Source organism: Paraburkholderia sp. RL17-380-BIE-A (assembly GCF_046028085.1).
GTDB lineage: Bacteria > Pseudomonadota > Gammaproteobacteria > Burkholderiales > Burkholderiaceae > Paraburkholderia.
The window spans coordinates 83,522-108,152 of record NZ_JARESQ010000019.1 but is presented as its reverse complement, the minus strand read 5'-3'; the positions used below and the strand labels follow the sequence as shown (position 1 = coordinate 108,152).

The following is a 24,631-nucleotide window of genomic DNA, read 5'->3' as shown; positions in this document are numbered from 1 at the left end:
GCAGCGTTTAGCATTGTATGGACCGTATCCGGCGGTCCCTATCTTTCGGTATTAGGCGTGTGGTCTATCGCTCTTATTGCGCTTTGCGTATGGCTTCGCGTTCTAGCGTTTATCATGCTACGGCGCGAGTCAGCGAGAGAGTGGATCGACTCCGCTATGGCGGCACTCCACCTGTAGCGCAGGACAAGCGACGAATCTACGCTGCGGATATTGACGCCCGTTTCGTGCGGGCGTCTTTACGCAGTCTCTCGGGGTCGCTTTCGCAGGAGCGGGAATCGATCCGCTCGACACTTAAGGCTTCAGCAGCCTGTAAACAGTCAGGGATTTACGCAACGACAGAAGTGACCACGCATTGAGCAGGCCGACTGAACAAATCCAGAAAATCATCCGGCCTGTACCCGTTTCAGCGCTTACCTGCCTGATGGACAGCAGCACTCCAAGCAGCACACTGAACACGCATAGCGCGATTTGGTGCCCAGGTGAATTGACGCCGCAAATCTCACCCGTTGCGTGATTAAGCCAGCCTACCAACGTTTGCCAGTTTTCCGTATCGCGCAGTACCGCAGTCACCACCATGCCGTTTTCGAGTCGGGGCGCACCGTCTATCTGTACAGCGTAGTGACGTTTTCCCTCGACCGTCACGTTAAAAGCCAGTCTCACTATTCTCGATCCATACCGATCTTTCTCTGCGACTATCCCGCTGATATTTTCAAGTGTGACTGTAATTGCGTGGTAGGTCATAGGCGGGTCATGCTTCAGGCGGATCAGAAGGACACCAAATATAACCCGCTCGCCATCCTGTATTTCCTTCTACTCATCCGCCAATGTCGGATCAAGATCTTCGCGCTAAAGATGTGTTCACCGGCTGGCACGTACAGCCGCACGCGCTCGCTTTGCGCTTCCGGCACCAAAAAATGAGCTATCACGCGTGGTGCCGCCCTGCATCAACAGGCCGCCGCGCGTTTGATGCGATGGAAGTTGCGATCGAAGTAGATCAGTCCGTCGCCATCCGTTCTCACGCTAATGCGCGTGGTCTTCACGAACATCACCGAATGCGAGCCGACTTCCTTCAGATCGACGATCTCGCCTTGCAGGCTGGCCAGCGCGTCACGCAAGACCGGCACACCATGTGCGCCTTCATCCCAGATCGGCCAGCCAAAGCGTTCTTCCATCGGCACCTGGGTCATGCCGGCGAAGTGGCGTGCCAGCAACTCGTGCTCGCCCGGCAGTACGTTGATGCAAACGTGCCGGTTGCGCTGGAAGGTCGCGTGCATCGCGCTCGATCGGTTCAGGCAGACGAGCAGCGTGGGCGGCGTATCGGTAACGGAGCACACGGCGCTCGCGGTCACGCCGCAACGTCCGTGCGGTCCGGCTGTCGTGACGACATGCACGGCCGCGCAGAGATGCGCCATGGCCTGACGGAATTGCTGTCTGGCGTGCAGGTGGGCGTCGGCGTCGGGAGTCGCTTGCTGAGTCGGCGTCATAGGTTGGCGTCCTGATGCGGTTGTCGAGTGATTGGATTCAAGCGTACTCAATCGCGTAGTGAAAAAGAATCCGCGCGAGCGGCAGGCGGACAGGCGTGTTTCCCAGGCTGTCTAAAGGTTTCCCCAGTGCGTCGACTAACGTTGATAACGTTGAGTGAACGGGCCATGATTCACCGGTCTTTTCAGGGTAACTATCGCTTTGCAGCGCCTTTTCCACTGGTTATGATGAACCCGCTTTTACGTGTCGAATCGCCTCCCTACGTCCACATGTCCCAGTCGCCGCAGTCCGCCACTTCACCCGCACCGATCGTCTATATTGTCGACGACGACAGTGGCATGCGCACGTCGCTCGCCTGGTTGCTCGAATCGGTTGGCGTGAAGTCGATGGGCTTCGCCAGTGCCGGCGAGTTTCTCGGTGCGTTCGATCCGGCGGTGCCGGCCTGTCTCGTGCTCGACGTGCGCATGCCGGAACACAGCGGCTTCGATGTGCAAGCGGAATTGAACCGTCGAGGTGCGACATTGCCGACCATTTTCGTCAGCGGTCACGGCGACATTCCGATGTCGGTGCGCGCGTTGCAAAACGGCGCGATCGATTTCGTCGAGAAGCCATATAACTCGCAGCAGATGCTCGATCGCGTGCAACGCGCGCTAAAGCTTGCCGCGCAACGTCATTTCGCCGGCCAGAAGCAGCGCGAACTGCGCAAGCGGATCGACTCGCTCACCGCGCGCGAAAAAGAAGTGCTGCGCGGCGTGATCGACGGCAAAGGCAGCAAGCGCATCGCCGGCGATCTGTCGATCAGCGTGAAGACCGTCGACGTGCATCGCGCGAGCATCAAGGATAAGCTCGGCGCGGCATCGATCGCCATGCTGGTGCGCGAGGTGATGGCAGTGTGGGATCAGGATGCGGCCGCTGTCGGCATGCCGCGTTGATGCATGCCGCTGCGGCGTGAATGGCCGTGAATGGCCGTGAATAGGCGTGAGAGTGTGGCTGAGCCTCAACGCATGAACAGCCCGCCATTCACGTCCCAGCACGCGCCGTTCGCGAAGTAAGCATTGTCCGCGGCGAGCAACACGGCAACGTCGGCGACGTAATCCGCCGAGCCCAGACGTCCTGCGGGAATAGTCGAGATCACCGCCTTCAGTTTGTCGGGCGCGACGCTTTCATGCACGATCGGCAGATCCATCGGTCCAGGCGAGATCGCGTTGACGGTCACACCCGCAGCGCCGAGATCGCGCGCGAAGACCTTGGTGAGCGTGATTACACCGCCTTTCGCAGCCGCATAGTGAGCACCGGTTGCCGAACCGCCATTCTGTCCCGCGAGCGACGCGATGTTGACAATACGGCCCGCGCCCGCGTCGGCGAAATGCTGGCCGAACACCTGGCAACCGAACAGCACGCTGCGCAAATTCACGTTGATGACCTGATCGAATTGCTCCGCGGTAATGTCCATCACAGGCACGACTTTGGAGGCGCCTGCGTTGTTGACCAGCGCGTCGATACGTCCCCAGCGCTCAAGAATCGCGTCGCGCGCCGTGGTGAAAGCGGCTTTCGCGGTGACGTCGAGATTCAACGCGATTGCGGTGGAACCGTCGGCGCTCAGATCGCGCGCAAGGGCTTGCGCTGCATCGAATGCGATATCGCCGATGGCGACCGCGTAGCCAGCAGAATGAAAACGCGTGGCGATCGCCGCGCCCAGACCGCGCGCGGCGCCGGTGACAAGGACAACTCTTTTCTGCATCGCTTCCACTCCTGATAAAACGGCCGCTACTGCAGCGGCCTGACGCTTCGCTCAGGCGGCGAGGGCGGCTTCGAAACGCGCCGCGATCGCGCACACCTGTTCATCCTGCCCCTTGCGTCCGATAATCTGCAATCCCGCCTTGAGTGGCGACCCTTTGACAGGCAGCGGCAGGCTCAACGCGGGATGGCCGCTCAGATTGAACGGCCGGATCAGTGACGACATGGCGATGACCGACTTCCCGCCGCGCGCTTCTTCGAGCGTGATAGGAAGCGCGGGCAGCGTCGGCAGAATCAGCACGTCGGCGTTGTCGAGCGCGCGGTCGACTGCCGCCGTGAACTGGCGGCGCACCTGTTCCGCTGCGTCGAGTTGCGCGGCGGTGGTGTGGGCTGCCGCACGCAGGCGCGCGTCGAGATCCGCGCCGATTTTTCCGGTTGCCACCAGGTGACCGAATGCGCGCGAGGTCTCGGCATTGATCACGGCTAGGCCCGCGTCGAATGCTGCTGCAAGGCCCGCGAGCTGCAGCGTGTGCGCAGTGCAGTTGGCCATATCGGCCGCGCGTGCGACGGCTGCGAGGATATCGGGCGCCGCGTCGACTTGCACGACGCCGACCTTGCACGGGCCTTGCCATGCGTGCGCGGCATTCGCATCGAAGTCCGCAGCGATAGCGAGCATCGCAGCAGCGAGCGTTCGCATGTCGCGTGCGAATGGCCCGACACAATCGAGCGTGGATTCACTCGGCGCGACGCCCAGCCGCGACACTCGCCCGAAGGTGGGCTTCAGACCGATCACGCCGCAACATGCGGCGGGCCCGCGAATCGAGCCGCCGGTATCGGTGCCGAGCGCGGCGTCGACAAGTTTCAGTCCTACCGCGGCGGCCGACCCGCTCGACGAGCCACCCGGAATGCGCGCAGCGTCTTGCGGATTCTGCGGCGTGCCGGTGTAGTCGTTAATGCCGGTCATGCCGAAGGCCAGCTCATGCATGTTTGCCTTGCCGACAATGTGCCAGCCGGCCGCGAGCAGGCGCTCGACCACTTCCGCGTGGCGCTGCGCGGGCGGCGTGTCCGCCAGTGCGCGGCTCGCAGCGGTGGTGCGGTAGCCGGCGATATCGATCGTGTCCTTGATCGCGATGCTGGGACCCGTGTCGCCTAGCGAGAGGGTCTGGATAAACTCGTTCATGGGTTCGGTTTCCTTGCATTGACTTGCCACGGCGCGTCGAACAGGCGCTCCGTGCGAAAGTGCGTGATGAGCCAGTCGCGGCCATTGCCGGCAGGCGCGAAATCCACTTCAAGGCGCGCGGAGATCAGTTCGGCTTGCGCATCGACATAGCCGGACGCTTGCAGCATGATCCAGCGGCCTTTTGCATTCGCGCCCCGCACGTCGATGGTTTCCGATGTGAGGAAGTGCACGTTCACCGAGAAATGCGGCGAGGGCGGCAGGTAGCGCGTGAGCATCGCGAGGATTTCGCCGTGGCCGCTCAGGCGGCCGAACTTGCTCGCATACTGTGGGCCGATGCCTTCCCAGATCGCATCGGCGCTAAAGAGGGCCGCGAGCGTCTCGCCTTCGATTGCGCCGGACGGCACGTCGCACAGCGCCATATAGCGTGTCATCGTGCGGCGTACCGCGGATTCGGCTTCGAGCGCGGCGAGCCGTTGGGTCAACACGGCGAGTGTTTCGGGAATGGCGCTCATCTCGTCACGCTCAGGCTGCATGGGCATGTTGCGGCGGCACCTGCAGCGCACGGCCGACACGCGCTTCGATCTTGCCGTAGCGCCACAGGTTGTATTCGCCCACCGGCGTAGTGCGATACAGATTGCACACTGCCACGGTGGTGTCGAAATCGCGCACGTCGGCCATGATGTAGAAGGTCCACGGCGAGTTGTCGGCATGACCCACGGTGAGGCGGTCGTCGTCCATGATGCCGAGCACCTTGACGCCTTCCATCGATTCGACCGCGGCCAGCATCTTGCCGTAGGCCTGCCAGACTTCACCGATCTGTTCGCGCGGCAGGTCGAAGAAATTCTGCGTGACGCCGCAGCAGAAGAGAACGCGCAGCGGCGGTGTTGAAGTATCGGACATGAGGTGTTGCTCCTTGTAATCGTAGTCGTCTGGATGCTGATCAAGCGGAAAGTGGCCTACAGGTAGCCCGGAATCGGCGGCACGCCCACGAACACCGCGCCGGCGCCGTCGTAGTTGCCTTCGCCGAGAAACGCGTGCTGGGTCACGACCATCGAGTCGCGCATCAGACGTTGCAGCGGATGTGAGCGATAGATCGCCATCGTGCCGCCGAGGCGGTAAGCGCGCTGCACGACCTCGGCGCCTTCGCGCGCGATCTGCGTGGCCGCGAGCCGCAGCAGGCTCACCTGATCCGCACTGACGGCGTTGCCCGCGAGGATCGATTGCCAGACCTGATCGGTCGTGTCGTAGAAGAAGGCGCGCGCCGAGCGCAATTGCGCCTCGGCTTTCGCGAGTTCGATGCGGTAGTAGGCGCGGTCCGCGAGTTGCGGCGCGCCGGTCGTGGTCTTGCGGCCGCCGGCCATGTGGTTGGCGACATCCAGCGCGGCGCGGGCGAGGCCGAGGTTGACCACGGCGAGCACCTGCGCGGCGTAGGCGATCGTCGGGTAGCGATACAGCGGTTCATCCACGCAGGGTGCGCCGCCGCGCACGAAGGTCCAGTCGTCGGCAACGAACTGGTCGACGACGCGCAGATCGTGACTGCCCGTGCCCTGCATGCCGACCACGTCCCAGTTCTCGACGATCTCCACCTGCTGCGGACGGAACACGGCGGTGCGCGGTTTGCCAGCCACGCCTGAGCCGGCCGCACCTAAGCCGGCCGCACCGATACCCACACCAAGCCAGTCGGCGCCCTTGCAGCCGCTCGCGAATTTCCAAGTACCGTTCACGCGCCAGCCGCCTTCAACGGGTTGCGCCGCTTGCACGGGAAAGAGGCCGCCCGCGAACACCTGATCGGGGCCGCCGGCATAGATCTGCGCCTGCGTGTGCAGCGGCAGCGCCGCCAGGTAGACGTTGGCCGAACCGAAGCTCGCGACCCATGCCGCCGAGCCGTCCGCTGCCGCGATGCGCTCGATCATGTCGAGAAACACGGCCGGCGCGAGCGCGTCGCCGCCAAAACGCCGCGGCGTGGCAGCGCGATAGACGCCCGCGCGCTTGAGTTTGGCGATCACATCGCGCGGCACGTGCGAGAGGCGGTCGAACTCGTCGCGGCGCGTGGCGATCTCGGCGATTACTTCGTCGAGCGGCAGCGGCGCGCTGGTCGAAGTGATCGCGTGGTCGGCGGCAAGGGCGGTGGCGGTGTCGGACATGTGGGGGCTTCTCCTTGATTCGTTATCGGCTGAAACTCGCGGTACGTTGGGCGCTAACAAACGAGCACAAGCGAGCACAAACGAGCCGTGCAGGTTCAGACCAGTCTAGAAATGCAAAAAGAACGCTTCAATTGGGACGTGGGACGCTCTTTTAGGTAATGCGCCGGGGGTATCTAAAGAAATCTTCAGGCGCGAAACACGCGCACGGGTGTTATGTTTCTGCCCATACGTGATCGAACCCATCTGCCGTACTGTCCGATGAACTTTCCCGCCGAAGAAGACTTTCACCGCCTGCTCGACGCGCTCACGCTGTGCGTGCTGCTGCACGACGCCCAAACCAAGGCGATCGTGTGGGCCAATCGCGCGGCCTGCGAGGCGCTCGGCTTTACGCTCGCCGAACTGTTGCCGCTCAAGGCGAACGATATGACGCGCCCGGCGCCGAAGTACCGGCGCGAGATCGGCGTCGGCGCAATGGACCGTTCGATTTCCGAAGGCCCGCAGATTTACGAATGGTGTTATCGCTCGCGCACCGGTGCCGATATGTTGTCCGAGGCAATTGCCACTTACGTGCCGCTTCGCGAGCGTGCGGTCGTGATGGTGCAGTTCCGCGATATCAGCGCCGAAGACACGCTCAAGCAAACGCTGCGCCGCTACGAGTCGCGCTTGCGCGAATTCATGCAGGATCTCGGCGAAGGCGTCGCGGTGCTGACGCCCGCGGGCGAGGTGGAATTCGTCAGCGAATCGGGCCGGCGTGTGCTGGGTCTGGAAGAGGGCGCGCCGATGGGCGACGTGCTCGACTATTGCAGTGAGCCGGATCGCCGGCGTCTCGTCGAACAGCTCGCCAATGCGCCGCGGATTCAACCCTCGGCGCCGCAGCGTTATCGCATCACGCGCCGCGACGGCACAGCGGGCTGGTTGCGCATAACATGCCGGCGCATCGAGATCGAGAACGATCTGAATGGCCGCTTGCTGCACTTTCGCGACGTGACGGACGAAGTGGCCGTCGAAGAAGCGCGGCGCAACGAAGCGCGTTTGCTCGAATATGCGGGGCGCTACAACGCCATGGGGGAAATGGCGACCGCGATTGCCCATGAGTTGAGCCAGCCGCTTGCGGCCGTGCGCAACTTCATCGAAGGCGCGATCCGGCGGCTCGCGCAACCCGCATCGATCGACGAAGCCATTTGGGGTCTGCGCAACGCCGATCGCCAGGCCGAACATGCGGCGTTGATCATCAAGAGCGTGCGCGATTACATCGTCAAGCGCGAGCCGAGCGAGACGCAGGCGGATTTGCGCGAGGTCCTCGCGGACGTTGCGTACTTCATTGAATTGCGCGCGCGCGAGGCGGGCGTGACGCTCACGATCGAGCAGTCGCCCGCGCCATTGCCCGTGTATGTCGAGCGTGTGTTGATCGGGCAGGTGGTGTTGAACCTGGCCTTCAATGCGATCGAAGCGCTGGGCGAAGTAGTCAACGAAAACGTTGCACCGCCGCGCCGCGAACTTCGTCTCGTCACGCATTTGCGCGGCAAATCCGCGATCGCCCAGGTCATCGACAACGGTCCGGGCGTTCCCGCCGATGCACACGAGCGTCTCTTCGACGGCTTCTCCTCGTCGAAGGCCGGCGGCAACGGCATCGGTCTTTCGCTGTGCAAAAACATCGTCACGCGGCACGGCGGCGAGATCTGGGCGAAGCCGGCGCGGCACGGCGGGCTCGAATGCAGCTTTTCGCTGCCGGTCGTCGCCGCGCCGCCCGGCTGATCGCAAGTCAATCATGCGTGGTGCTGGTGTTGCGCGGAATCGTCACGAGCGTGAGCGCGGTGATCAGGCCGAAGCCGATCAGCATCAACGCGACAGGCCACGGCGCGCGCACTTTCGCATAGAGGGCGGTGGCGACGAGCGGCGCGAGTCCGCCGGAGAATACCGACGCGATTTCGTGACCGAGCGCCATGCCTGAGTAACGCACTTCGGTCGGGAACAGTTCGCCCATCAACGCGGGCTGCGTGCCGATCATCGCGGCGTGACAGAACGGCAGGCCTAGCGCGAGCGAGAGGAACACGAGCGTCGGCTGGTGCGTATCGATCAGCCAGAACGCGGGAAACGCGATCACCACTAACCCGAGCGCGCCGATCATATACACCGGCCGCCGTCCGATCACGTCAGACAGACGCCCCCACAACACGATCGTCACGAGTTCGAGCAGCATGGCGAGCATCACGCCGCCGAGCATCACCGAAACGGGCACCCCGATCGTTTTGCCATACACCAGCACGAACGAGAGGAAGATATACGTCCCGCCATTTTCGGCGACGCGCAGCCCCATCGCCTGCAATACCTGCTTCGGATGATTGCGCAGTACCGTCAGCACGGGCATGTGCTTCGGTTTGGCAGCGGTGAAGTCGCGGCTTTCCGGCAAGCGCCGGCGAATGTATACGCCGACACCGAAGATCAGCACGCTCGCCAGAAACGGCACGCGCCAGCCCCACGACATGAAACTCTCGAGCGGCAACCGCTGCACCAGATAGAACGCGGCCGCCGACAACACGAAGCCGCCCGCCACGCCCAACTGGCTGAACGCCGCATAATAGCCACGGCGATTGGCCGGTGCGCTTTCGCTGATCAGCAGCACGCCGCCGCCCCATTCGCCGCCTGACGCGATGCCTTGCACGACGCGCAGACACACGAGCGCGGTGGGCGCAAGAAAGCCGATTTGCGAGAACGTCGGCAAGAGGCCGATGCCGAAGGTCGCCACGCCCATCATCATCAGCGTGATGACGAGCGCGCGTTTGCGGCCGTGGCGATCGCCGATATGGCCGAACACGATGCCACCCAGCGGACGCGCCAGAAAACCGATTGCGAAGCCGGCAAATGCGGCTAGCGTGCCCATCAGCGGATCGCCGTGCAGCGGGAAGAACAGCGGCCCGAAGATCAGTGCGGCGGCGGTGCCGTACAGAAAAAAGTCGTACCACTCCAGCGCATTGCCGAGGACCGAGGCGACGATGATCCGCCGCAAGGTCCGCGAGGTGGCCGGCGCGGCGGATGCAGGGGGCGATCCGGCTGTGGGAGAGAGCGTGTCGTTTGGCATCGTCGTGTTCGCAGGTTGTCGGGGATCAGAGCAGGAAACCGATCGCGCTCAACGCTTCGGTCGAATCGATCAGGCGGATGACCTTTTGCACGATGCGCGGCTCGCCGCTCGCGAAACTGATGCGATGCGTGAGGTCCGCCGCGAACAACGTCGACTTGCCACGCTTGTAGGCGACGATGACTTGCGCCGAATTCACCGTGACTTCATCGCTCGCGTCGCTCGTGAGCGTGAAACGCGACACGGTGCGCACGGTGCGGGCGGCATCGGCGGCCGATGCCGAATAGCCGGACATCATGCGTTGCACGCGTTTTTCGCGCATGTCCTGATCGTCGTAAGCATAGTTCAGCGTGGCGGCGAAATCCGTGGTGTCGTGTTCGATCGGCACCACGTAGAAGCCCGCCGGGTCCCACAGCGTCAGCCACTCGCGATAGTCCTTGCGGTCCAGCAGTTCCGCTTCGCGCCAGATGAGTTCGATCGCGCCGGCAAAGGTCTTCTGCGAGAAAAGCGTGTTCCTGTCGTCCATCATGCTTGCTCCATCATCGTGCGCCATTGCGCGTACGCTTCACGCATGCCGGTTTCGTCCGTGGCGTGGGCGGTCTTTTCGCCGTTCGGCGCGGTGCTCTCGCGATTCAGGCCGCGGTTCACGAGAATCGGCAGATCGGGGCCCGCGTGCGAGCCGCGCTGCACGCGCTCCCACGCTTCGGCGTCGTCCGGGCTGCCGAAGCCGAACGGGCCCTGGAAATGTTCGTGAATGCGCAGGCGCACACGGTTCGCTTCTTCGGGGCCGCCATCCATGGCGAGGGCGACATGGCGGATCTCGGTCTCGTTCGCGGAAATGGGCCGCAGGACGCGGAAAAACGCCATCGACAGCGCGAGGTTCGGAAACAGGTTCAGATTGAATCCGACGCCCATCAGCGAGCGCACGATGCGGCGCACCTCGTCCGGCGTGTGATCTTTGGCGAGCGAGGCGGCGAGTTCTTCGAAGCGCTCGGGAATCGGCGCACCGTCGTCCTTGTCGAGATCGACGAGTTCCGGCACCAGCACCGCGAGGCTATGGCCGTTGCCGAGCGAGCGGCAGAAGGCTTCGTCGCTCGTCATGAAGCTCGTGATCGCGGCGGCGGTTTCGTCGTCGATCGATTTCATCCACGACTTGTGGACCACGGGGAAGTGGTACAGGTCGGTGGTGTTCTCGAGCTGGATCTTCCAGTTGCCGTTAAAGCGGAACCGATGTTCGCCGTTGGCCTTGACCGGATAACCCGCGCCTTGCTTCATGAACAGGTCGATCCACGGTTTCGCGCCGCCGAGAAAGTCTTCGAGCGGCTCGATGTCCTGATTGAAGCTCGCGAAAATCAGGCCTTGATAGATGCCCACGCGCAGACTGGCGAGCGGCAGTTCGGTCTTGTCGACCACGCCCTCATAACCGTCGCCGTACGGCAGCGCGCGCAATGCGCCGTCGAGTCCGTAGGTCCAGCTGTGATACGGGCACGTAAAGCCTTTCGCGTTGCCCTTGTGCTGTTCGCAGACGGTCGCGCCACGGTGGCGGCAGCGGTTCTGCAGAACGTTGACCGCGCCGCTCCTGTCGCGCACCACGATGACGGGCTGGCGGCCGATCGTGGTGGTGCGAAAGTCGCCGGGATTCGGCAGCTCGCTTTCGTGGGCGACCCAGATCCACGTCTTGTAGAAAATGCGTTCGAGTTCCGCCTCGAAAACGGCCGGGTCGTAATACAGCGACGGGGCCACGCGATCCGGCTGCGCGCGCTGGTACAACGCGCTCGTGTCGACGGTCTGATACGGAGATTCGCTCATGGCTGTGTAAATGGGGTGGTCGATGAAAGCCAGTCTCGCCGACCTGCTGATATGCGTCAAATTGATCTAAAATGAAATATAAGATCAACCGCATGGATATCTCAATGAATTCGCTGGACCACGTCGACCTCAACCTGCTGCGCGTTTTTCAGGCGATTGTCGAAGAGCGCAGCCTGACCCGCGCGGGCGAGCGGCTGGCGTTGTCGCAGCCCGCCATCAGCTATTCGCTGGGGCGTTTGCGCACGCTGTTCGACGATCCGCTTTTCATCCGCACGCGCGCCGGCATGCAGCCCACGCCGATTGCGCTGGAGTTGTCGACTATCGTGTCGCGCGCGCTGGACACCGTGCGTGAGGCGCTGCGTTACGCGGAACATTTCGACCCGGCGGTGAGCACGCGCACGTTCCGCCTATCGTTATCGGATGCGGGCGAGCTGGCCTATCTGCCACCCATCTGCGAGGCATTGCACCAGCAGGCGCCGCGCGTGAGATTGCGCATCGAGCCGTTGCCGGTCGAGGAAATAGAGGATGCGCTGCGGGCGAGCCGGCTCGATTTCGCCATTGGCAATCTGCCCACGTTGACCGCGCGCACGCGGCATCAGGCGCTGTTCGAAGAGACCTACGTGTGCATGACGAGGAAGCGGCGCGGCTTGCCGCGCACGAAGGAGCTGAGTCTGAATGCCTTTCTGGATGCTTCGCACGTGCAGATCACGTCGGTGGAGCACAGCCACCACGCGCTCGACGACGAATTCCGCACGCAAGGCGTCGGGCGTCATATTGCGCTGGAACTACCGCATTTCGTGGCATTGCCGAGCGTGCTGGCCGTCACCGATCTGTTCGCCACGCTGCCGCGGCGTCTCGCGCATATTTTCAATCGCGACGGCGCTTTTCAGATTTACGAGTTGCCCGTGACCTTGCCGATTGCCGCCGTCACGATGCACTGGCACGAGCATTTCGATCAGGACGAGGGCAACGTGTGGCTGCGCAATCTGATGGCGGATATCGTGCGGCGTTTCGACGAGCGCTGACTGACGGGCGCCGGCCGCTTCAGGCGCGTTTGAACAGGTCTCGTGCGAGCGAACAGAGCAGCGTGGTGGTCGGCGATTCGTCCTGCAAGCGGCGGCTCATGATGATCGGCGAAGCGACGTTGGCCGCGGGAATTGGCCGGTACACCACGCCGTGTGCGCGCAGACCCTCCACGCTCTCCGGCACGAGACATACCCCGACCTGCGCCGCGACCAGACCCAGCGCGGTCTGCAATTCCCGCACTTCATGAATCGCTTTCGGCTCCAATGCATGATCGTGCATGGCCGATAGTTGCTGGTCCGCATAACTCGGCCGCGGCGTGCTCGGATAAACGATCAGGGTTTCCTGCGCGAGCGCAGCGAGGGTCAGTGGCTTCTTCTGTCGCGCGAGAGGATGGTCTTGCGGCAGCGCGGCAATCATCCGTTCTTCGACGAGCACTTCGCGCGCGAGCTGCGCGTCGTCGAAACGCAGTCGGCCGAAGCCCACGTCGATGCGCCCGCCTTTGAGCGCCGCGAGCTGCTCGATCGTGAACATTTCGATCAGCGAGAGTTCGATATGCGGCGCGGCTTCACGGAACGCGCGAATCACCGCGGGCAGCGCGCCATATAGCGTTGACGGCACGAAACCGATCACGATGCGCTCGGCCAGTTGCGCGAGGCGCCGCGTGAGCGGGGCGAGTTCGTCGGCTTCGTCGACGAGCCGCTTCGCCTGCGCATAGAAAATGCGCCCGGCTTCAGTCAGGCGCAATGGCCGTGAGCCGCGTTCAAACAGCGCCAGGCCGACGTTTTCCTCGATCTGCTGGATCTGGCGGCTGAGCGGCGGCTGCGTCATATGCAGGCGGTTGGCGGCCCGCGTGATGTTCATTTCTTCCGCGACGGCGATGAAGTAGCGGAGTTGGCGAAGTTCCATGCATACCTCTAAGGTATGGAAGTAGTCGGAATCGGTGTTGGACTGCTTCGCGGGTTTGTTTCTAATATGGGGGCTCCCGGTCAGGCAGTTCAGGAGAGCAACGAATGATAGCAACACCCGTGAAGATCGAGAGCGTGGAGACGATTCTCGTCGACGTGCCGACGATCCGCCCGCACCGGCTCTCGGTTGCAACGATGAACTGCCAGACGCTGGTGCTGGTGCGCATTCGTTGCGCCGACGGTTTGGCGGGCGTGGGCGAGGGCACCACCATCGGCGGTCTGGCGTACGGCGAGGAGAGCCCGGAAAGCATCAAGGTCAACATCGACACCTACTTCGCACCATTGCTCAAAGGTATGGACGCAACGCGTCCGGGCGCCGCGATGGCGAAACTGCGCGAGCTTTTTCAGGGCAACCGCTTTGCGAAGTCCGCGCTGGAAACGGCGCTGTTCGATGCACAGGCACAGCGCCTTGGCGTGCCGTTGTCGGGGTTGTTCGGCGGCCGTGTGCGCGACTGCGTGGACGTGGCGTGGACGCTCGCGAGCGGCGACACCCAGCGCGATATCGCCGAAGCCGAGCAGGTGTACGAGTCGAAGCGGCATAAGGTGTTCAAGCTGAAGATCGGCTCGCGCGCGGTGGCGGACGACGTGGCGCATGTCGTGGCCATCAGGAAAGCGCTGGAAGGGCGCGGCGAAGTGCGCGTCGATGTGAACCAGGCATGGACCGAATCGGAAGCGATCTGGGCCGCGCGGCGTTTCGCCGATGCCGGCGTGGCGCTGATCGAGCAGCCCATCGCCGCAGGGAACCGCGCCGGCCTCAAGCGTCTGACCGACCTCGCTCAGGTGCCGATCATGGCCGACGAAGCGCTGCACGGCCCGGCCGATGCGTTCGCGATTGCCAGCGCCCGTGCCGCCGATGTCTTCGCCGTGAAGATCGCGCAATCGGGCGGTCTGGTCGGCGCCGCGCAGGTGGCGGCCATCGCCTCGGCCGCGAACATCGACCTGTATGGCGGCACCATGCTCGAAGGCGCGGTGGGCACGATGGCCTCGGCGCAACTTTTCAGCACCTTCGGCGAGTTGAAGTGGGGCACCGAACTGTTCGGCCCCTTGCTGCTCACTGAAGAGATTCTCACCGAACCGCTGCGCTACGAGAATTTTGCGCTGCACCTGCCTCAAGGTCCGGGTCTTGGCATCACGCTCGACTGGGACAAGATCGACCGCCTGCGGCGCGATACGCGCCAGGGCGCCAGCGTTTCCACGCACTGAAGGCTCATCCGTTAGCCATCCAGAACATCATACGAAGGAGATACCCCATGAACAAGCAAGCAATCGACGCGCTGCTCAAGAAGATCAACGACAGCGCCACCCGCGAAGGCAATCCGCGCACGAAGCAGATCGTCAACCGTATCGTGCAGGATCTGTTCTATACGATCGAAGACCTCGATGTGCAGCCCGCCGAATTCTGGACCGCGCTGAACTATCTCAGCGACGCGGGCAAAAGCGGCGAGCTCGGTTTGCTGGCCGCGGGTCTGGGTTTCGAACATTTTCTCGATGTGCGTCTGGATGAAGCGGAAGCCAAGGCCGGCATTGAAGGCGGCACGCCGCGCACCATCGAAGGACCGTTGTATGTGGCCGGCGCGCCGCTCTCCGAAGGCCATGCGCGGCTCGACGACGGCACTGATCCGGGCCAGACGCTGATCATGCGCGGCCGCGTGCTGGGCGAAGACGGCAAGCCGTTGGCGCATGCGCTCGTCGAAGTGTGGCACGCGAATCATCTCGGCAATTACTCGTACTTCGACAAATCGCAGCCGGCTTTCAATCTGCGCCGTTCGATCCGCACCGACGCCGAAGGCAAGTACAGCTTCCGCAGCGTGGTGCCGGTCGGCTATAGCGTGCCGCCGCAAGGGCAGACGCAACTGCTGCTCGATCAGCTCGGCCGTCATGGACATCGTCCCGCGCACATCCACTTTTTTGTTTCCGCGCCGGGTTTCCGCAAGCTGACCACGCAGATCAACATCGACGGTGATCCGTATCTGTGGGACGACTTCGCCTTCGCCACGCGCGACGGACTCGTGCCGGCGGTCAAGCAGGCCGAGGGTGCCGAAGGCAAACCGTATGGCGTGGACGGCAACTTCGCGCTGATCGATTTCGACTTCACGTTGTTCAAGGAACGCGACAATCTGCCGGCCGCCGAAGTGGAGCGCCTGCGCGCCGAAGCCTGATTCTGCGTAGACAACAGTTGGACGTACCGCATGAATCTATCAACCCTGGTTGCGCGGCGAGATCGGCCGGGCCGCCAGGGCTTTTTGCTATCGATCAGGGATGGGAGCAAGCATGCTGTTTCACGTTGAAATGACCGTCAACCTGCCGGCCGACATGGATGCAGAACGCGCCGCGCGTCTGAAGGCCGATGAGAAAGCGATGTCGCAAAGGCTGCAACAGGAGGGCGTGTGGCGGCATTTGTGGCGAATTGCCGGGCGCTACGCGAATATCAGCGTGTTCGACGTGGAGAGCCCCGCGCATCTGCACGACGTGCTGAGCCAGTTGCCGCTGTTTCCGTATATGGATGTCGAAGTGCGCGCGCTGTGCCGGCATGCGTCGTCGATTCGCGACGACGACCGGTAAGAAGAGGCGTTTGAGAAAGGTGCCGCGAGTGCGGCACCTTGTTTGTTACGCGCGCGTCGCCGCTGCGTCAGAAGACTGCATCTGCGGGACGCGCGTCAAAGGTCCAGCACCAGAAGCGGCGACGCGGCGCGCGAAATACAGCAGCAGATCACCTTGCCGCTCGTCCGTTCCGCTTTGCTCAGGCAATGATCGCGATGTTCGGGCGTGCCGCTCACCACGTCCACCATGCAGGTGCCGCACACCCCTTCGCCGCACGACGTATCCACTTCAATGCCGATCGACGCCAGTGCCGCGACGATGGTCGTGTCCTTGTCCACGCGCACGGTCGCGCCGCTGCTCGCGATCCGCACATCGAAGGTATCGAGCGCGGCGGTCTCGTTGTTCGAGACACCGGCCGGTTCAGCGGCAAATCGTTCCAGATGGATCGCTTCCGGCACGACACGCGTTTCGCCGATCGCCACCACACGCTCCATGAAAGGCGCGGGCCCGCAGGTATAGAGGTGCGTGCCTTCGCGCGCATTCGCGAGACAATCGCCGAGCACCGCGTCGAGCCGCTCCCGCGCAACGCCGAAGTGGAGCTTCACGTAATCACTGAACGGCGCGCGTGAGAGCAGCGGCAAGAACGCCGCGTGCTCCGCGCTGCGCGCGAAATAGTGCAACACGAAGCGCCGTTGCTGCTTGAGCAGCCGGTAAGCCATGCTCAGCAGCGGTGTTACGCCGATACCGGCAGCGATCAGAATATGTTCTTCGGCGTTCGGCGCGAGCTGGAACAGATTGCGCGGCGCGCCGATGGTCAATTCGCTGCCCACCGTCACGTCGTCATGCAGCGAGCGCGAGCCGCCGCGCGAGGCGTCTTCGCGCTTCACGGCAAACAGATGGGCTTCTCGATGATCCGGGTCGCCGCACAACGAGTATTGCCGCGTGACGCCGGACGGTCCGGTGACGTCGATGTGCGCGCCGGGTTCGTAGTGAGCGAACGGTCGCCCGTCCAGGCGCGAGACGCTGAATGAGCGCACGCCGTGCGCTTCGTCGCGGACGCTATCGACGCGTACATTGATGGTGGTTCTTTCCATGATCTTGCCGGCAAAAAATGGGGCGGGCGGCGTATGCGGCGTACCGCATACGGTTGTGCGTCAAGGATAAGAAGCCGTGGCAAATCAGGCAAATCGATTAAAAATAGTAAGTTAGATCAGCCGCACTGATAATGGTATGGCCGGGTGCGAAGCGGCGCTGATCCGTTATCTACCCGCCCAGACTGGACATTCAATTGATGCCGCGCGAATTCGTTTAATCAAGCAATGGTGGAAAGCGAATGTGAAAGGAGCGACATCGTGTGGTCTGCAATTCTCGATACGCTCGGCGCGCTGGCGGTGCTCGTCAGCGTCGCCGTGCAAATTGTGTTGATGCTTAAGTGCTGAATTCAAGGCGACTTAAGCTGCGTCATTGGTATTGACCGAGCCGTTCTCGAGAGAACGGCCACGCATTGCAAGCATGCAAAATGCTGTCGGTTCGAGCCGCCTCTGCGGAGCGGCGGCGATCACCGACCGATCTTATGTGCGTGCTTACCGTGCTCCTTCCACTCGCGTCAGCAGATGACGCGGGGTCTTGCATCAAGCCCACCCGCCATACGCATCGCCCGTCTCCCGATTGTTCGGCTCAACCGACGTATCTATTCGCCTTCAGCCGCTTTATCCGCTCGCCCAAGCTCCCTACATTGTCACCAGTGACAGCGCCACGGCAATTTCCAACGCGGCCCGCGAATCTTCGCGGCAGCATTGGCGCCAATCCCATCTAAAGGAATCGATCATGAGCAAGCTCACAGGTAAGGTTGCGGTTGTAACGGGTGCATCGAAAGGTATCGGCGCGGCCATCGCCAAGGCATTGGCGGCACAAGGCGCCTCCGTGGTGGTGAACTATTCGTCGAGCAAGGCGGGCGCGGACAGCGTGGTCGCCGCGATTACCGCTGCGGGAGGCAAGGCGGTGGCGGTGGCCGGCGACGTGTCCAAAGCGGCGGACGCGCAAGGCATTATCGATTCCGCTGTGGAAACGTATGGCCGTCTCGACATTCTCGTCAACAACTCGGGCGTCTATGAATTCGCGCCGATCGAAGAGATTACCGAAGAGCATTTCCATAGGCACTTCAACGTGAACGTGCTGGGTCTGCTGTTGACCACGCAGGCAGCGGTCAAGCACCTCGGCGAAGGCGCGAGCATTGTCAATATCAGTTCGGTGGTGAGCCGCATCACGCCGCCGAACAGCGCGGTCTATACCGCGACCAAGGGCGCCGTGGATGGCATTACGGGTGTGCTCGCGCGTGAACTCGGCCCGCGCAAGATCCGCGTCAACTCCGTGAATCCAGGCATGGTCACCACCGAAGGCACGCATAGCGCAGGCATCGTCGGTTCCGACCTCGAAGCGTGGGCCATCAGCACGACGCCGCTCGGCCGCATCGGCCAGCCTGACGATATCGCCGATGTCGTGACCTTCCTCGCCTCCGACGACGCGCGCTGGCTGACGGGCGAAAGCCTGATTGCAAGCGGTGGATCGCGTTAAGCGGGTCAACGCGAAGGTGGGTGGCGTGGCCGGATAGCGGCGCGCCCCATTACGCAGCACGCGGAAAACCGCTCGCGGGCCACGCCTGAAGGGCGGTTTTCCGCTTTATCCAGCCGGAACGGCCGTCGCCGGGTTCGGCAACTCGACCGCGAACAACGCATCCAGCAGATTCGACCCCGGCCGCTCGGCAAGCCGCGTAAGCGATTCGATCATCTGCACCTGACAGTCTTCCAGCGGAATCATTCTGATCCGTCGCGATTCATTGAATTCGGCGCGTGCAATCACGCCGACCCCCATGCCTTGCGCGACCGCTTCTTCCAACGCCTCGCGGCCATCCACGTACATGATCGGCTCCACTTGCAGCGATTCGCGCACCAGTTCGATCTCCAGCAACTGCTGCGTGACGGATTGCGCCTCGCGGAAAATCATTGGCTGCTGCACGAGTTCCGTGTAGCTCAGCTTGCGTTTCTTGGCCACCGGATAGCTCGCGGGCACCATCGCCACCAGGGGATCGCGCCGCAACACACGCGCTTCCAGCCGGCTGTGCACTTGCGGCGCGGCGGTAATGGCCGCGTCCACGGCGCTCGATAGCACGCGCTGCATGCAATCCGCGGCGTTGGCGATGGACAGCGTCACGACGATCCCCGGATGCAGCTTGCGAAATGCGCTGATCAGCGCGACCGCCAGATCGGGCGCGTCCGCCACCAGCGAGAGCGAGCCGGATTCGAGCCCGCCTGCCGATTCGAGCAGTTGCCGCGCGTCGCGCTCGCAACTGACCATCTGCCGCGTCACGCTGAAAAGGCGCAGACCGAGTTCGGTGGTTTCCACGCCGCGCGGTCCGCGTTCGAAGAGTTTGACACCGTAATCCTGTTCCAGCCGCCGCACGTGGTCCGATACGGCCGGCTGCGAGAGCGAGAGCGCCTGCGCTGCTTTGGAGAACCCGCCATGTTCCGCGACCGCATGAAACGCTCGCAATTGTGCGTATTGCACGTGTGCCTCGTCGCCATATAAGTTATTGCGATACCCGCATCGATTATATCGATTTTACCGATGGCGCGTGTTTCTGTACTGTGTGAGCCACCGCAACAGCGATATCGGAGATTCCGAACATGGACAGCGTGATCGACCGTTCCCCAGCCGCGAGCGCCACCGGGTCGTCCGCGCTCACGTGCGCGCAGCCGCCCAAGGGCGAGCCGTATCTGTTGACGCCCGGGCCGCTCACCACGGCGTTCTCGACCAAAGAGGCGATGCTGCGCGACTGGGGCTCGTGGGACGGCGATTTCCGCGCGATGACCGCGCTCCTGCGCAGCAGCCTGCTGGAAATCGCGGGCGATACGACGGGCGAGTACGACTGCGTGCCGCTGCAAGGCAGCGGCAGCTATTGTGTCGAAGCCATGCTCGGCAGCCTGATGCCACGCGACGCTCATGCGCTCGTGCTCGCCAACGGCGCATACGGCAAGCGCATCGCGACCACGCTCGGCTATCTTGGGCGCGCCTGCACGGTGCTGGACAAGGGCGATTATCTGCCGCCGCGCGCCGCCGAAGTCGAACGCATGCTGGACGCCGATCCGCGCATTACCCATGTGGTCGCCGTGCATTGCGAGACCAGTTCGGGAATTCTCAATCCGATCGAGGAGATCGCCGCCGCCACAGCGAAGAAAGGCCGCAAGCTGCTGATCGATTCGATGAGCGCCTTTGGCGCGGTGCCGCTCGACGTGCGTGAGATTGCCTGCGAGGCTTTCGTGTCGTCGGCGAATAAATGCATAGAAGGTGTGCCCGGTTTCGGCTTCGTGATTGCGCGCAAGAGCGCGTTGCAGGAAGCGAAGGGCCGCAGTCACTCGCTCGCGCTCGACGTCTACGATCAATGGGACGTGATGAACCGCACGGGCCAGTGGCGTTTCACGCCGCCCACGCATACCGTGGCCGCGTTTATCGAGGCGTTGCGTCTGCATAAGCTCGAAGGCGGGCAGGCCGGCCGCCTCGCGCGTTACGCGAACAATCGCGACGTGCTGGTGGCCGGCATGCACGACCTCGGTTTCGAGCCGTTGCTGAACGCGCGCTGGCGCTCGCCGATCATCGTGACGTTTTTTGCGCCGGCGCATCCGTCTTTCAAGTTCGAGACTTTCTATGAGTTGATGAAGCAGCAGGGCTTCATCATCTATCCGGGCAAATTGACGGTGGTGGACAGCTTCCGTATCGGCTGCATCGGCCAGGTGGACGAGCCTGTCATGCGCCGCGTCGTAGAGGCGTGCGCCGAGTCGCTCCGGACGATGGGTGTCGAGCATGCGGCGCCGCCGGCAGCGGCGCTCGAAGAACGCAAGAGATTGGCCGAAGCGGCCTGAAGAAGAAGGCCCGCACGCGTATCGCGTGGACGGCTGGATGGAGCGTGATGAAAAACGCGCGGCACATTGCGCGCGCGATGGAATCTCCCGAGGATCGAAGTAAATGAAGCACGTCAAAGCAGTGATTTTCGATTGGGCCGGCACGGTGGTCGATTACGGTTCGCTGGCGCCGATGGGCGCCTTCGTCGAGACGTTCGAGCAGTTCGGCGTGTCGATCACGATCGATGAAGCGCGGGGTCCGATGGGCATGGCCAAGCGCCCGCATATCGCGGCGCTGATGGCATTGCCGCGCGTCGCGCAAGCGTGGGCCGACAAATACGGTCACGTGCCGGGTGAAGCGGATATCGACGCCGTGTACGACGTGTTCGTGCCGAAGAACATCGCGGTGGCGGCAAGCTACAGCTCGGTGATTCCGGGCGTCGCCGACGTGGCGAGCGCGCTGCGCAGTGACGATATCCGGATCGGCACGACCACGGGCTATACGCGCGAGATCATGGCCGAGATCGTGCCGGGCGCGGCGGCGCAGGGATTCTCGCCGGACAGCATCGTGTGCACCGGCGATACGCCGGAAGGGCGGCCGTCGCCGTACATGATCTACAAGACGCTGCCGGAACTGGGCGTCTGGCGCGCGAAGAATGCGATCAAGGTCGACGACACCGAGGTCGGCATCGAAGAGGGGATCAATGGCGGCACGTGGGCGGTGGGTGTCGCGGTGAGCGGGAACGCGTTCGGCATGGCCGAAGACGACGTCAAGGCGCTCGCGCCGGATGAGTTCGCATGGCGCCGCCAGGCGGCGATCCAGAAGCTGCAGGCGGCCGGCGCGCACTATGTGATCGACAGCGTCGCGGATCTGATGCCAGTGGTGTACGACATCGAGGCGCGGTTGGCGCGGGGCGAGCGGCCGTGACGAGTAGCGTTGTGGCCGGTGGGACTTGACTCACGCCCGTCGCCGTATTGAGGAAGCGCCTGGCACCAGGCGCTTTTTTTATGCAGATGACTCAGGGAGTCGTATCCTGAGCATCTCGCCGCCGGACACATTGCAGTATGACGAGCAGCCGGAGTCGCCGCACTCATCTATACGGAGAGGCAATGCGGATCGCTGCGCCGCATGCACCCCATTGCAAATGCGGGCAGCGGCGCTGAGCGACTGTCAGTGGTTTGCGTGCGCACCGTTGCGAGCGACAACCCGGCCGTTCGATACCACCAGCTTCCTCGGCGGCCGTGCAACGACCGCATGCGCGAGCGTGTCCGCGTCCACCAGCACGAGGTCCGCGCGCGCGCCCACGTGCAGGCCATAGCCGGTGAATCCGCAGGCGCGTGCGGCGGTGGTGCTGATGCAGTCGAAGGCGATGGCGAGGTCGTCGTCGCGGCGCAGGCCGTAACGCATCGCGATCAGCATCGCGCGTTCGAGCATGTCCGGCGAACCATATGGCGTCCACGTGTCACGCACGCCGTCGTTGCCGCCGAACAAGGTCACACCTTTTTCAATGCACGTTTTGAGCGGTGGAACGGTGGTCGAAGGCGGGGCAGTGGTGAGCAGCGCCACGCGCAGGTCGGCGATTCTATCGAGCAGGCTGTCGCGTTCGCGCTCGGGCAGCGCGCCGAGACAGAATGCGTGGCTGACTACCACTTGCCCTTGCATACCGAGCGCGGCAACCCGGTCGAGCAGCAGGCCGAGCGTGAATGCGCCGATTTCGCCCGGCTCGTGCAGATGGATGTCGATGGGTTTGGCATGCCGTTGCGCGAGATCGAAGGTCAGATCGAGCGACGCGACCGGGTCGCCGTCGATCAGCGCGGGGTCGAGCGCGCCGAGCACGTCGGCGCCCGCACTCAGGGCTTCGCCGAGCAACGTATCGGTGCCGGGACGGCCAAGCACACCCGATTGCGGAAACGCGACGATCTGCATGTCGAGCACTTCGCCAAGCGTTTCGCGCGTCGCAAGCACGCCCTCCAGATGACGCAAGCCCGCGTCGGTATCGATATCGACGTGCGTGCGTAGACGCGTCGTACCCGACTGCAGGAACGCGTGGGCCAGCGCGAGCGATTGCTGTCCCGCGTCATGTCCGCTCTGCGCACGCCAGCGCCGTTCGTTTTCAATGCGGTCGGTGAGCTTTGGGCCGACCTCGTTGCGATACCACGGCAAGCCCCAGTTGGTCTTATCCAGGTGTGTATGTCCTTCGACGAAACCCGGCAACAGCAGCGCGCCGCCGCCGTCCTCGACTGCGACGCCCGGCGCGCGCGCGAGGCCCGGACCGAGTGCGGCGATGCGCCCGGCGGCGATCGACACGTCGACGCGCGCGCCGTCCGACAGATGCACGTTGGTAATGAGCAGGTCGTTCGTCGGCAGATGAGGAGCGGTCGTGGTCATGAAAGCAGGGCGGTTGTCGTACGGAAGATCGGCGGCACGTTGCCGGCGGCGCGTCCAATTGTCTGCTGAATAGACGCGTTGCCGGCCTGACAGGCCATGAAGACGGCGCGTGAATTGTACTTCGCGTGGCCGCGCGAACCCGCATGGGTTGATCTGGCTCATGCGCACTCAAGTTTGGTGAGTATCTGCCGTTGACACGAGCTAACCACATTCTGGAACCCTGCCGTGCAACTCGCCTTCAATAACGATCGTCTGTCCAGCCGGATGCAGTTCGATCCGTCCACCACCGGCGAACCCGAGGTGGAATCGTCGGTGATCGAATGGCTGCTGCATGATGATCAGGTGATGCGCGAGTGTTTCACCCACGCCGCGGAGATCCTCAAGAGCGTGACCGGCGCGTCGATCACCGCGATCACGCTGCTCGACGAGGAGTATCAGCATTACCGCGCCGAGGTCGGCATGGCGATGCCGCTCGTCACGCGTGCGCGCTCGCTCGCCGACTATGCGGTGCGCGACGCCGAGCTGTTCGTGATCGAGGATGCGCACGACGATGCGCGTTTCGGCGAATGTATGCTGGTGCAGCGTCATCCGTTCGTGCGTTTCTATGCGGCGATCGCGCTGCGCGCGCCCAACGGCGAGATCGTCGGCGCATTGTGCGCGATGGATCCGTCGCCGGGCCGGCTCGATGCAGGACAACGGGCCGTGTTCTATCACCTGCGCGCAATGATCGAAAACGACCTGAAGATGCGCACGGCGACCGCGATCGATCCGCTGACCCAGTTGTACAACCGCCGTTTCCTGCTGGAAAGCATCACGCGCCGATGGAAGGAGGCGCGCGACGGCGACGTGATGGGTTCGGTCGTGGTCGACGTGGACTGGTTCAAGCAATACAACGACACCTATGGGCATCAGGCGGGCGATCACTGCCTGCGCAAAGTGGCTTCGGTGATGCAGGCGGCGGCCGATGGCGAACGCGTGATCGTCGGGCGCATGGGGGGCGAGGAATTCGGCCTGCTGATGCTGCGAGCCGAACCGGCAGCGCTCGAAAACACGCTCGAAACGCTGCGCCAGGGGGTGGAGGATCTGGCGATCGAGCATCGCGCGTCGCCGCTCGGCATGGTGACGGTGAGCGTGGGCGCGACGCTGACGCGTATCACCGAAACCTCACGGCCCGCGTATCGGGATGGTTTCGCGAGTGCTGACCGGGCGCTGTATCGGTCGAAACATGGCGGTAGAAATCAGGTGACGATGGCGTAGTGAAGGGTCGGGACGCACGCTGCTGAACACGCCGGCAGGCTTCAATGAAATCCCGGCGCCTGAAGATCCTGTCGCGCGATCAAGATCCGCAGGAATCGCAGGAACCCACTTGCGGCGAAAGCGCGCCCAA

Annotated in this window: 24 protein-coding genes; 10 read left to right on the top strand and 14 right to left on the bottom strand. The window is 63.3% G+C overall.

The window, feature by feature from the left end; translation table 11 throughout:
* Positions 1 to 291 precede the first annotated feature (291 nt).
* Both P0D68_RS27785 and hpaC read right to left on the bottom strand, forming a co-directional pair.
* A complete protein-coding gene (locus P0D68_RS27785) occupies positions 292 to 741 on the bottom strand; it encodes a hypothetical protein (RefSeq protein WP_408298052.1) in 450 nt (149 codons plus the stop codon).
* Positions 742 to 944: 203 nt separating this feature from the next.
* Positions 945 to 1,484, bottom strand: coding sequence for a 4-hydroxyphenylacetate 3-monooxygenase, reductase component (gene hpaC / locus P0D68_RS27780; protein ID WP_408298051.1), 540 nt, complete (start codon positions 1,482 to 1,484; stop codon positions 945 to 947).
* Between the two features lie 267 nt (positions 1,485 to 1,751).
* Between hpaC and P0D68_RS27775 the strand changes: the two genes are divergently transcribed.
* Positions 1,752 to 2,414: a response regulator transcription factor gene (locus P0D68_RS27775; protein ID WP_408298049.1), complete on the top strand. Its 663-nt coding sequence runs from the start codon at positions 1,752 to 1,754 to the stop codon at positions 2,412 to 2,414.
* 65 nt (positions 2,415 to 2,479) lie between these two features.
* On the opposite strand, the gene P0D68_RS27770 is transcribed toward P0D68_RS27775, so the two are convergent.
* The 5 genes from P0D68_RS27770 to P0D68_RS27750 are packed head-to-tail and all read right to left on the bottom strand — an operon-like array spanning position 2,480 to position 6,543.
* Positions 2,480 to 3,223 (bottom strand): SDR family NAD(P)-dependent oxidoreductase, encoded by a 744-nt coding sequence (locus P0D68_RS27770; protein WP_408298047.1) that lies wholly within the window; start codon positions 3,221 to 3,223, stop codon positions 2,480 to 2,482.
* 51 nt (positions 3,224 to 3,274) lie between these two features.
* Entirely contained in the window at positions 3,275 to 4,399 is a 1,125-nt protein-coding gene (locus P0D68_RS27765; RefSeq protein WP_408298045.1) for an amidase, read from the bottom strand.
* A complete protein-coding gene (locus P0D68_RS27760; protein ID WP_408298043.1) occupies positions 4,396 to 4,911 on the bottom strand; it encodes a nuclear transport factor 2 family protein in 516 nt (171 codons plus the stop codon). The genes P0D68_RS27765 and P0D68_RS27760 overlap by 4 nt, the downstream gene beginning before the upstream one ends.
* A 10-nt stretch (positions 4,912 to 4,921) precedes the next feature.
* The gene (locus P0D68_RS27755; RefSeq protein ID WP_007181824.1) at positions 4,922 to 5,299 is read right to left on the bottom strand and encodes a hypothetical protein; all 378 of its coding nucleotides are present in this window, start codon (positions 5,297 to 5,299) and stop codon (positions 4,922 to 4,924) included.
* Positions 5,300 to 5,355: 56 nt separating this feature from the next.
* On the bottom strand, positions 5,356 to 6,543 hold the full coding sequence (locus tag P0D68_RS27750; RefSeq protein ID WP_408298041.1) for an acyl-CoA dehydrogenase family protein: 1,188 nt from the start codon (positions 6,541 to 6,543) through the stop codon (positions 5,356 to 5,358).
* A gap of 258 nt (positions 6,544 to 6,801) precedes the next feature.
* On the opposite strand from P0D68_RS27750, the gene P0D68_RS27745 reads away from it, so the two are divergent.
* The gene (locus P0D68_RS27745) at positions 6,802 to 8,298 is read left to right on the top strand and encodes a PAS domain-containing sensor histidine kinase (protein ID WP_408298039.1); all 1,497 of its coding nucleotides are present in this window, start codon (positions 6,802 to 6,804) and stop codon (positions 8,296 to 8,298) included.
* Between the two features lie 7 nt (positions 8,299 to 8,305).
* Here P0D68_RS27745 and P0D68_RS27740 read toward each other — a convergent pair whose 3' ends face one another.
* From P0D68_RS27740 to P0D68_RS27730, 3 genes are read right to left on the bottom strand one after another with little or no spacing between them, the layout of a single operon-like run.
* Entirely contained in the window at positions 8,306 to 9,622 is a 1,317-nt protein-coding gene (locus P0D68_RS27740) for an MFS transporter (RefSeq protein WP_408298037.1), read from the bottom strand.
* A gap of 25 nt (positions 9,623 to 9,647) precedes the next feature.
* Positions 9,648 to 10,148, bottom strand: a complete 501-nt coding sequence (locus tag P0D68_RS27735) for an aromatic-ring-hydroxylating dioxygenase subunit beta (RefSeq protein WP_408185613.1) — start codon at positions 10,146 to 10,148, stop codon at positions 9,648 to 9,650.
* Positions 10,145 to 11,428: an aromatic ring-hydroxylating oxygenase subunit alpha gene (locus P0D68_RS27730; RefSeq protein WP_408298035.1), complete on the bottom strand. Its 1,284-nt coding sequence runs from the start codon at positions 11,426 to 11,428 to the stop codon at positions 10,145 to 10,147. Before P0D68_RS27730 ends, P0D68_RS27735 begins: the two co-directional genes overlap by 4 nt.
* Positions 11,429 to 11,532: 104 nt before the next feature.
* Between P0D68_RS27730 and P0D68_RS27725 the strand changes: the two genes are divergently transcribed.
* Positions 11,533 to 12,453 (top strand): LysR family transcriptional regulator, encoded by a 921-nt coding sequence (locus P0D68_RS27725; RefSeq protein ID WP_408298033.1) that lies wholly within the window; start codon positions 11,533 to 11,535, stop codon positions 12,451 to 12,453.
* A 19-nt stretch (positions 12,454 to 12,472) separates the two neighbouring features.
* Here P0D68_RS27725 and P0D68_RS27720 read toward each other — a convergent pair whose 3' ends face one another.
* Entirely contained in the window at positions 12,473 to 13,360 is an 888-nt protein-coding gene (locus tag P0D68_RS27720; protein WP_408185611.1) for a LysR family transcriptional regulator, read from the bottom strand.
* 104 nt (positions 13,361 to 13,464) lie between these two features.
* Here P0D68_RS27720 and P0D68_RS27715 point away from each other — a divergent pair, with 104 nt between their 5' ends.
* The 3 genes from P0D68_RS27715 to catC all read left to right on the top strand — a co-directional run bounded on the left by P0D68_RS27715 (position 13,465) and on the right by catC (position 15,981).
* Positions 13,465 to 14,622: a muconate/chloromuconate family cycloisomerase gene (locus P0D68_RS27715; protein ID WP_408298031.1), complete on the top strand. Its 1,158-nt coding sequence runs from the start codon at positions 13,465 to 13,467 to the stop codon at positions 14,620 to 14,622.
* A 47-nt stretch (positions 14,623 to 14,669) separates the two neighbouring features.
* Positions 14,670 to 15,578 (top strand): catechol 1,2-dioxygenase, encoded by a 909-nt coding sequence (catA, locus tag P0D68_RS27710; RefSeq protein WP_408298029.1) that lies wholly within the window; start codon positions 14,670 to 14,672, stop codon positions 15,576 to 15,578.
* 112 nt (positions 15,579 to 15,690) lie between these two features.
* Complete coding sequence (gene catC / locus P0D68_RS27705) at positions 15,691 to 15,981, top strand: muconolactone Delta-isomerase (protein WP_408298027.1); 291 nt, start codon at positions 15,691 to 15,693, stop codon at positions 15,979 to 15,981.
* A gap of 95 nt (positions 15,982 to 16,076) precedes the next feature.
* Here the strand turns inward: catC and P0D68_RS27700 are convergent, their stop codons facing one another.
* Complete coding sequence (locus P0D68_RS27700) at positions 16,077 to 17,054, bottom strand: PDR/VanB family oxidoreductase (RefSeq protein WP_408468775.1); 978 nt, start codon at positions 17,052 to 17,054, stop codon at positions 16,077 to 16,079.
* A 733-nt stretch (positions 17,055 to 17,787) separates the two neighbouring features.
* Here P0D68_RS27700 and P0D68_RS27695 point away from each other — a divergent pair.
* Entirely contained in the window at positions 17,788 to 18,534 is a 747-nt protein-coding gene (locus P0D68_RS27695) for a glucose 1-dehydrogenase (RefSeq protein WP_091793950.1), read from the top strand.
* Between the two features lie 105 nt (positions 18,535 to 18,639).
* Here P0D68_RS27695 and P0D68_RS27690 read toward each other — a convergent pair whose 3' ends face one another.
* The gene (locus tag P0D68_RS27690; RefSeq protein WP_091793953.1) at positions 18,640 to 19,524 is read right to left on the bottom strand and encodes a LysR substrate-binding domain-containing protein; all 885 of its coding nucleotides are present in this window, start codon (positions 19,522 to 19,524) and stop codon (positions 18,640 to 18,642) included.
* A gap of 119 nt (positions 19,525 to 19,643) precedes the next feature.
* On the opposite strand from P0D68_RS27690, the gene P0D68_RS27685 reads away from it, so the two are divergent.
* Together P0D68_RS27685 and phnX are read left to right on the top strand one after the other, a co-directional pair.
* Complete coding sequence (locus P0D68_RS27685) at positions 19,644 to 20,876, top strand: 2-aminoethylphosphonate--pyruvate transaminase (RefSeq protein WP_408298022.1); 1,233 nt, start codon at positions 19,644 to 19,646, stop codon at positions 20,874 to 20,876.
* Positions 20,877 to 20,979: 103 nt separating this feature from the next.
* Entirely contained in the window at positions 20,980 to 21,783 is an 804-nt protein-coding gene (gene phnX / locus P0D68_RS27680) for a phosphonoacetaldehyde hydrolase (protein ID WP_091793957.1), read from the top strand.
* Positions 21,784 to 22,026: 243 nt separating this feature from the next.
* Here the strand turns inward: phnX and P0D68_RS27675 are convergent, their stop codons facing one another.
* Complete coding sequence (locus P0D68_RS27675; RefSeq protein WP_408298020.1) at positions 22,027 to 23,244, bottom strand: amidohydrolase family protein; 1,218 nt, start codon at positions 23,242 to 23,244, stop codon at positions 22,027 to 22,029.
* 225 nt (positions 23,245 to 23,469) lie between these two features.
* Here P0D68_RS27675 and P0D68_RS27670 point away from each other — a divergent pair, with 225 nt between their 5' ends.
* Positions 23,470 to 24,501, top strand: a complete 1,032-nt coding sequence (locus P0D68_RS27670; RefSeq protein WP_408298018.1) for a sensor domain-containing diguanylate cyclase — start codon at positions 23,470 to 23,472, stop codon at positions 24,499 to 24,501.
* The last annotated feature ends 130 nt before the right edge of the window (positions 24,502 to 24,631 follow it).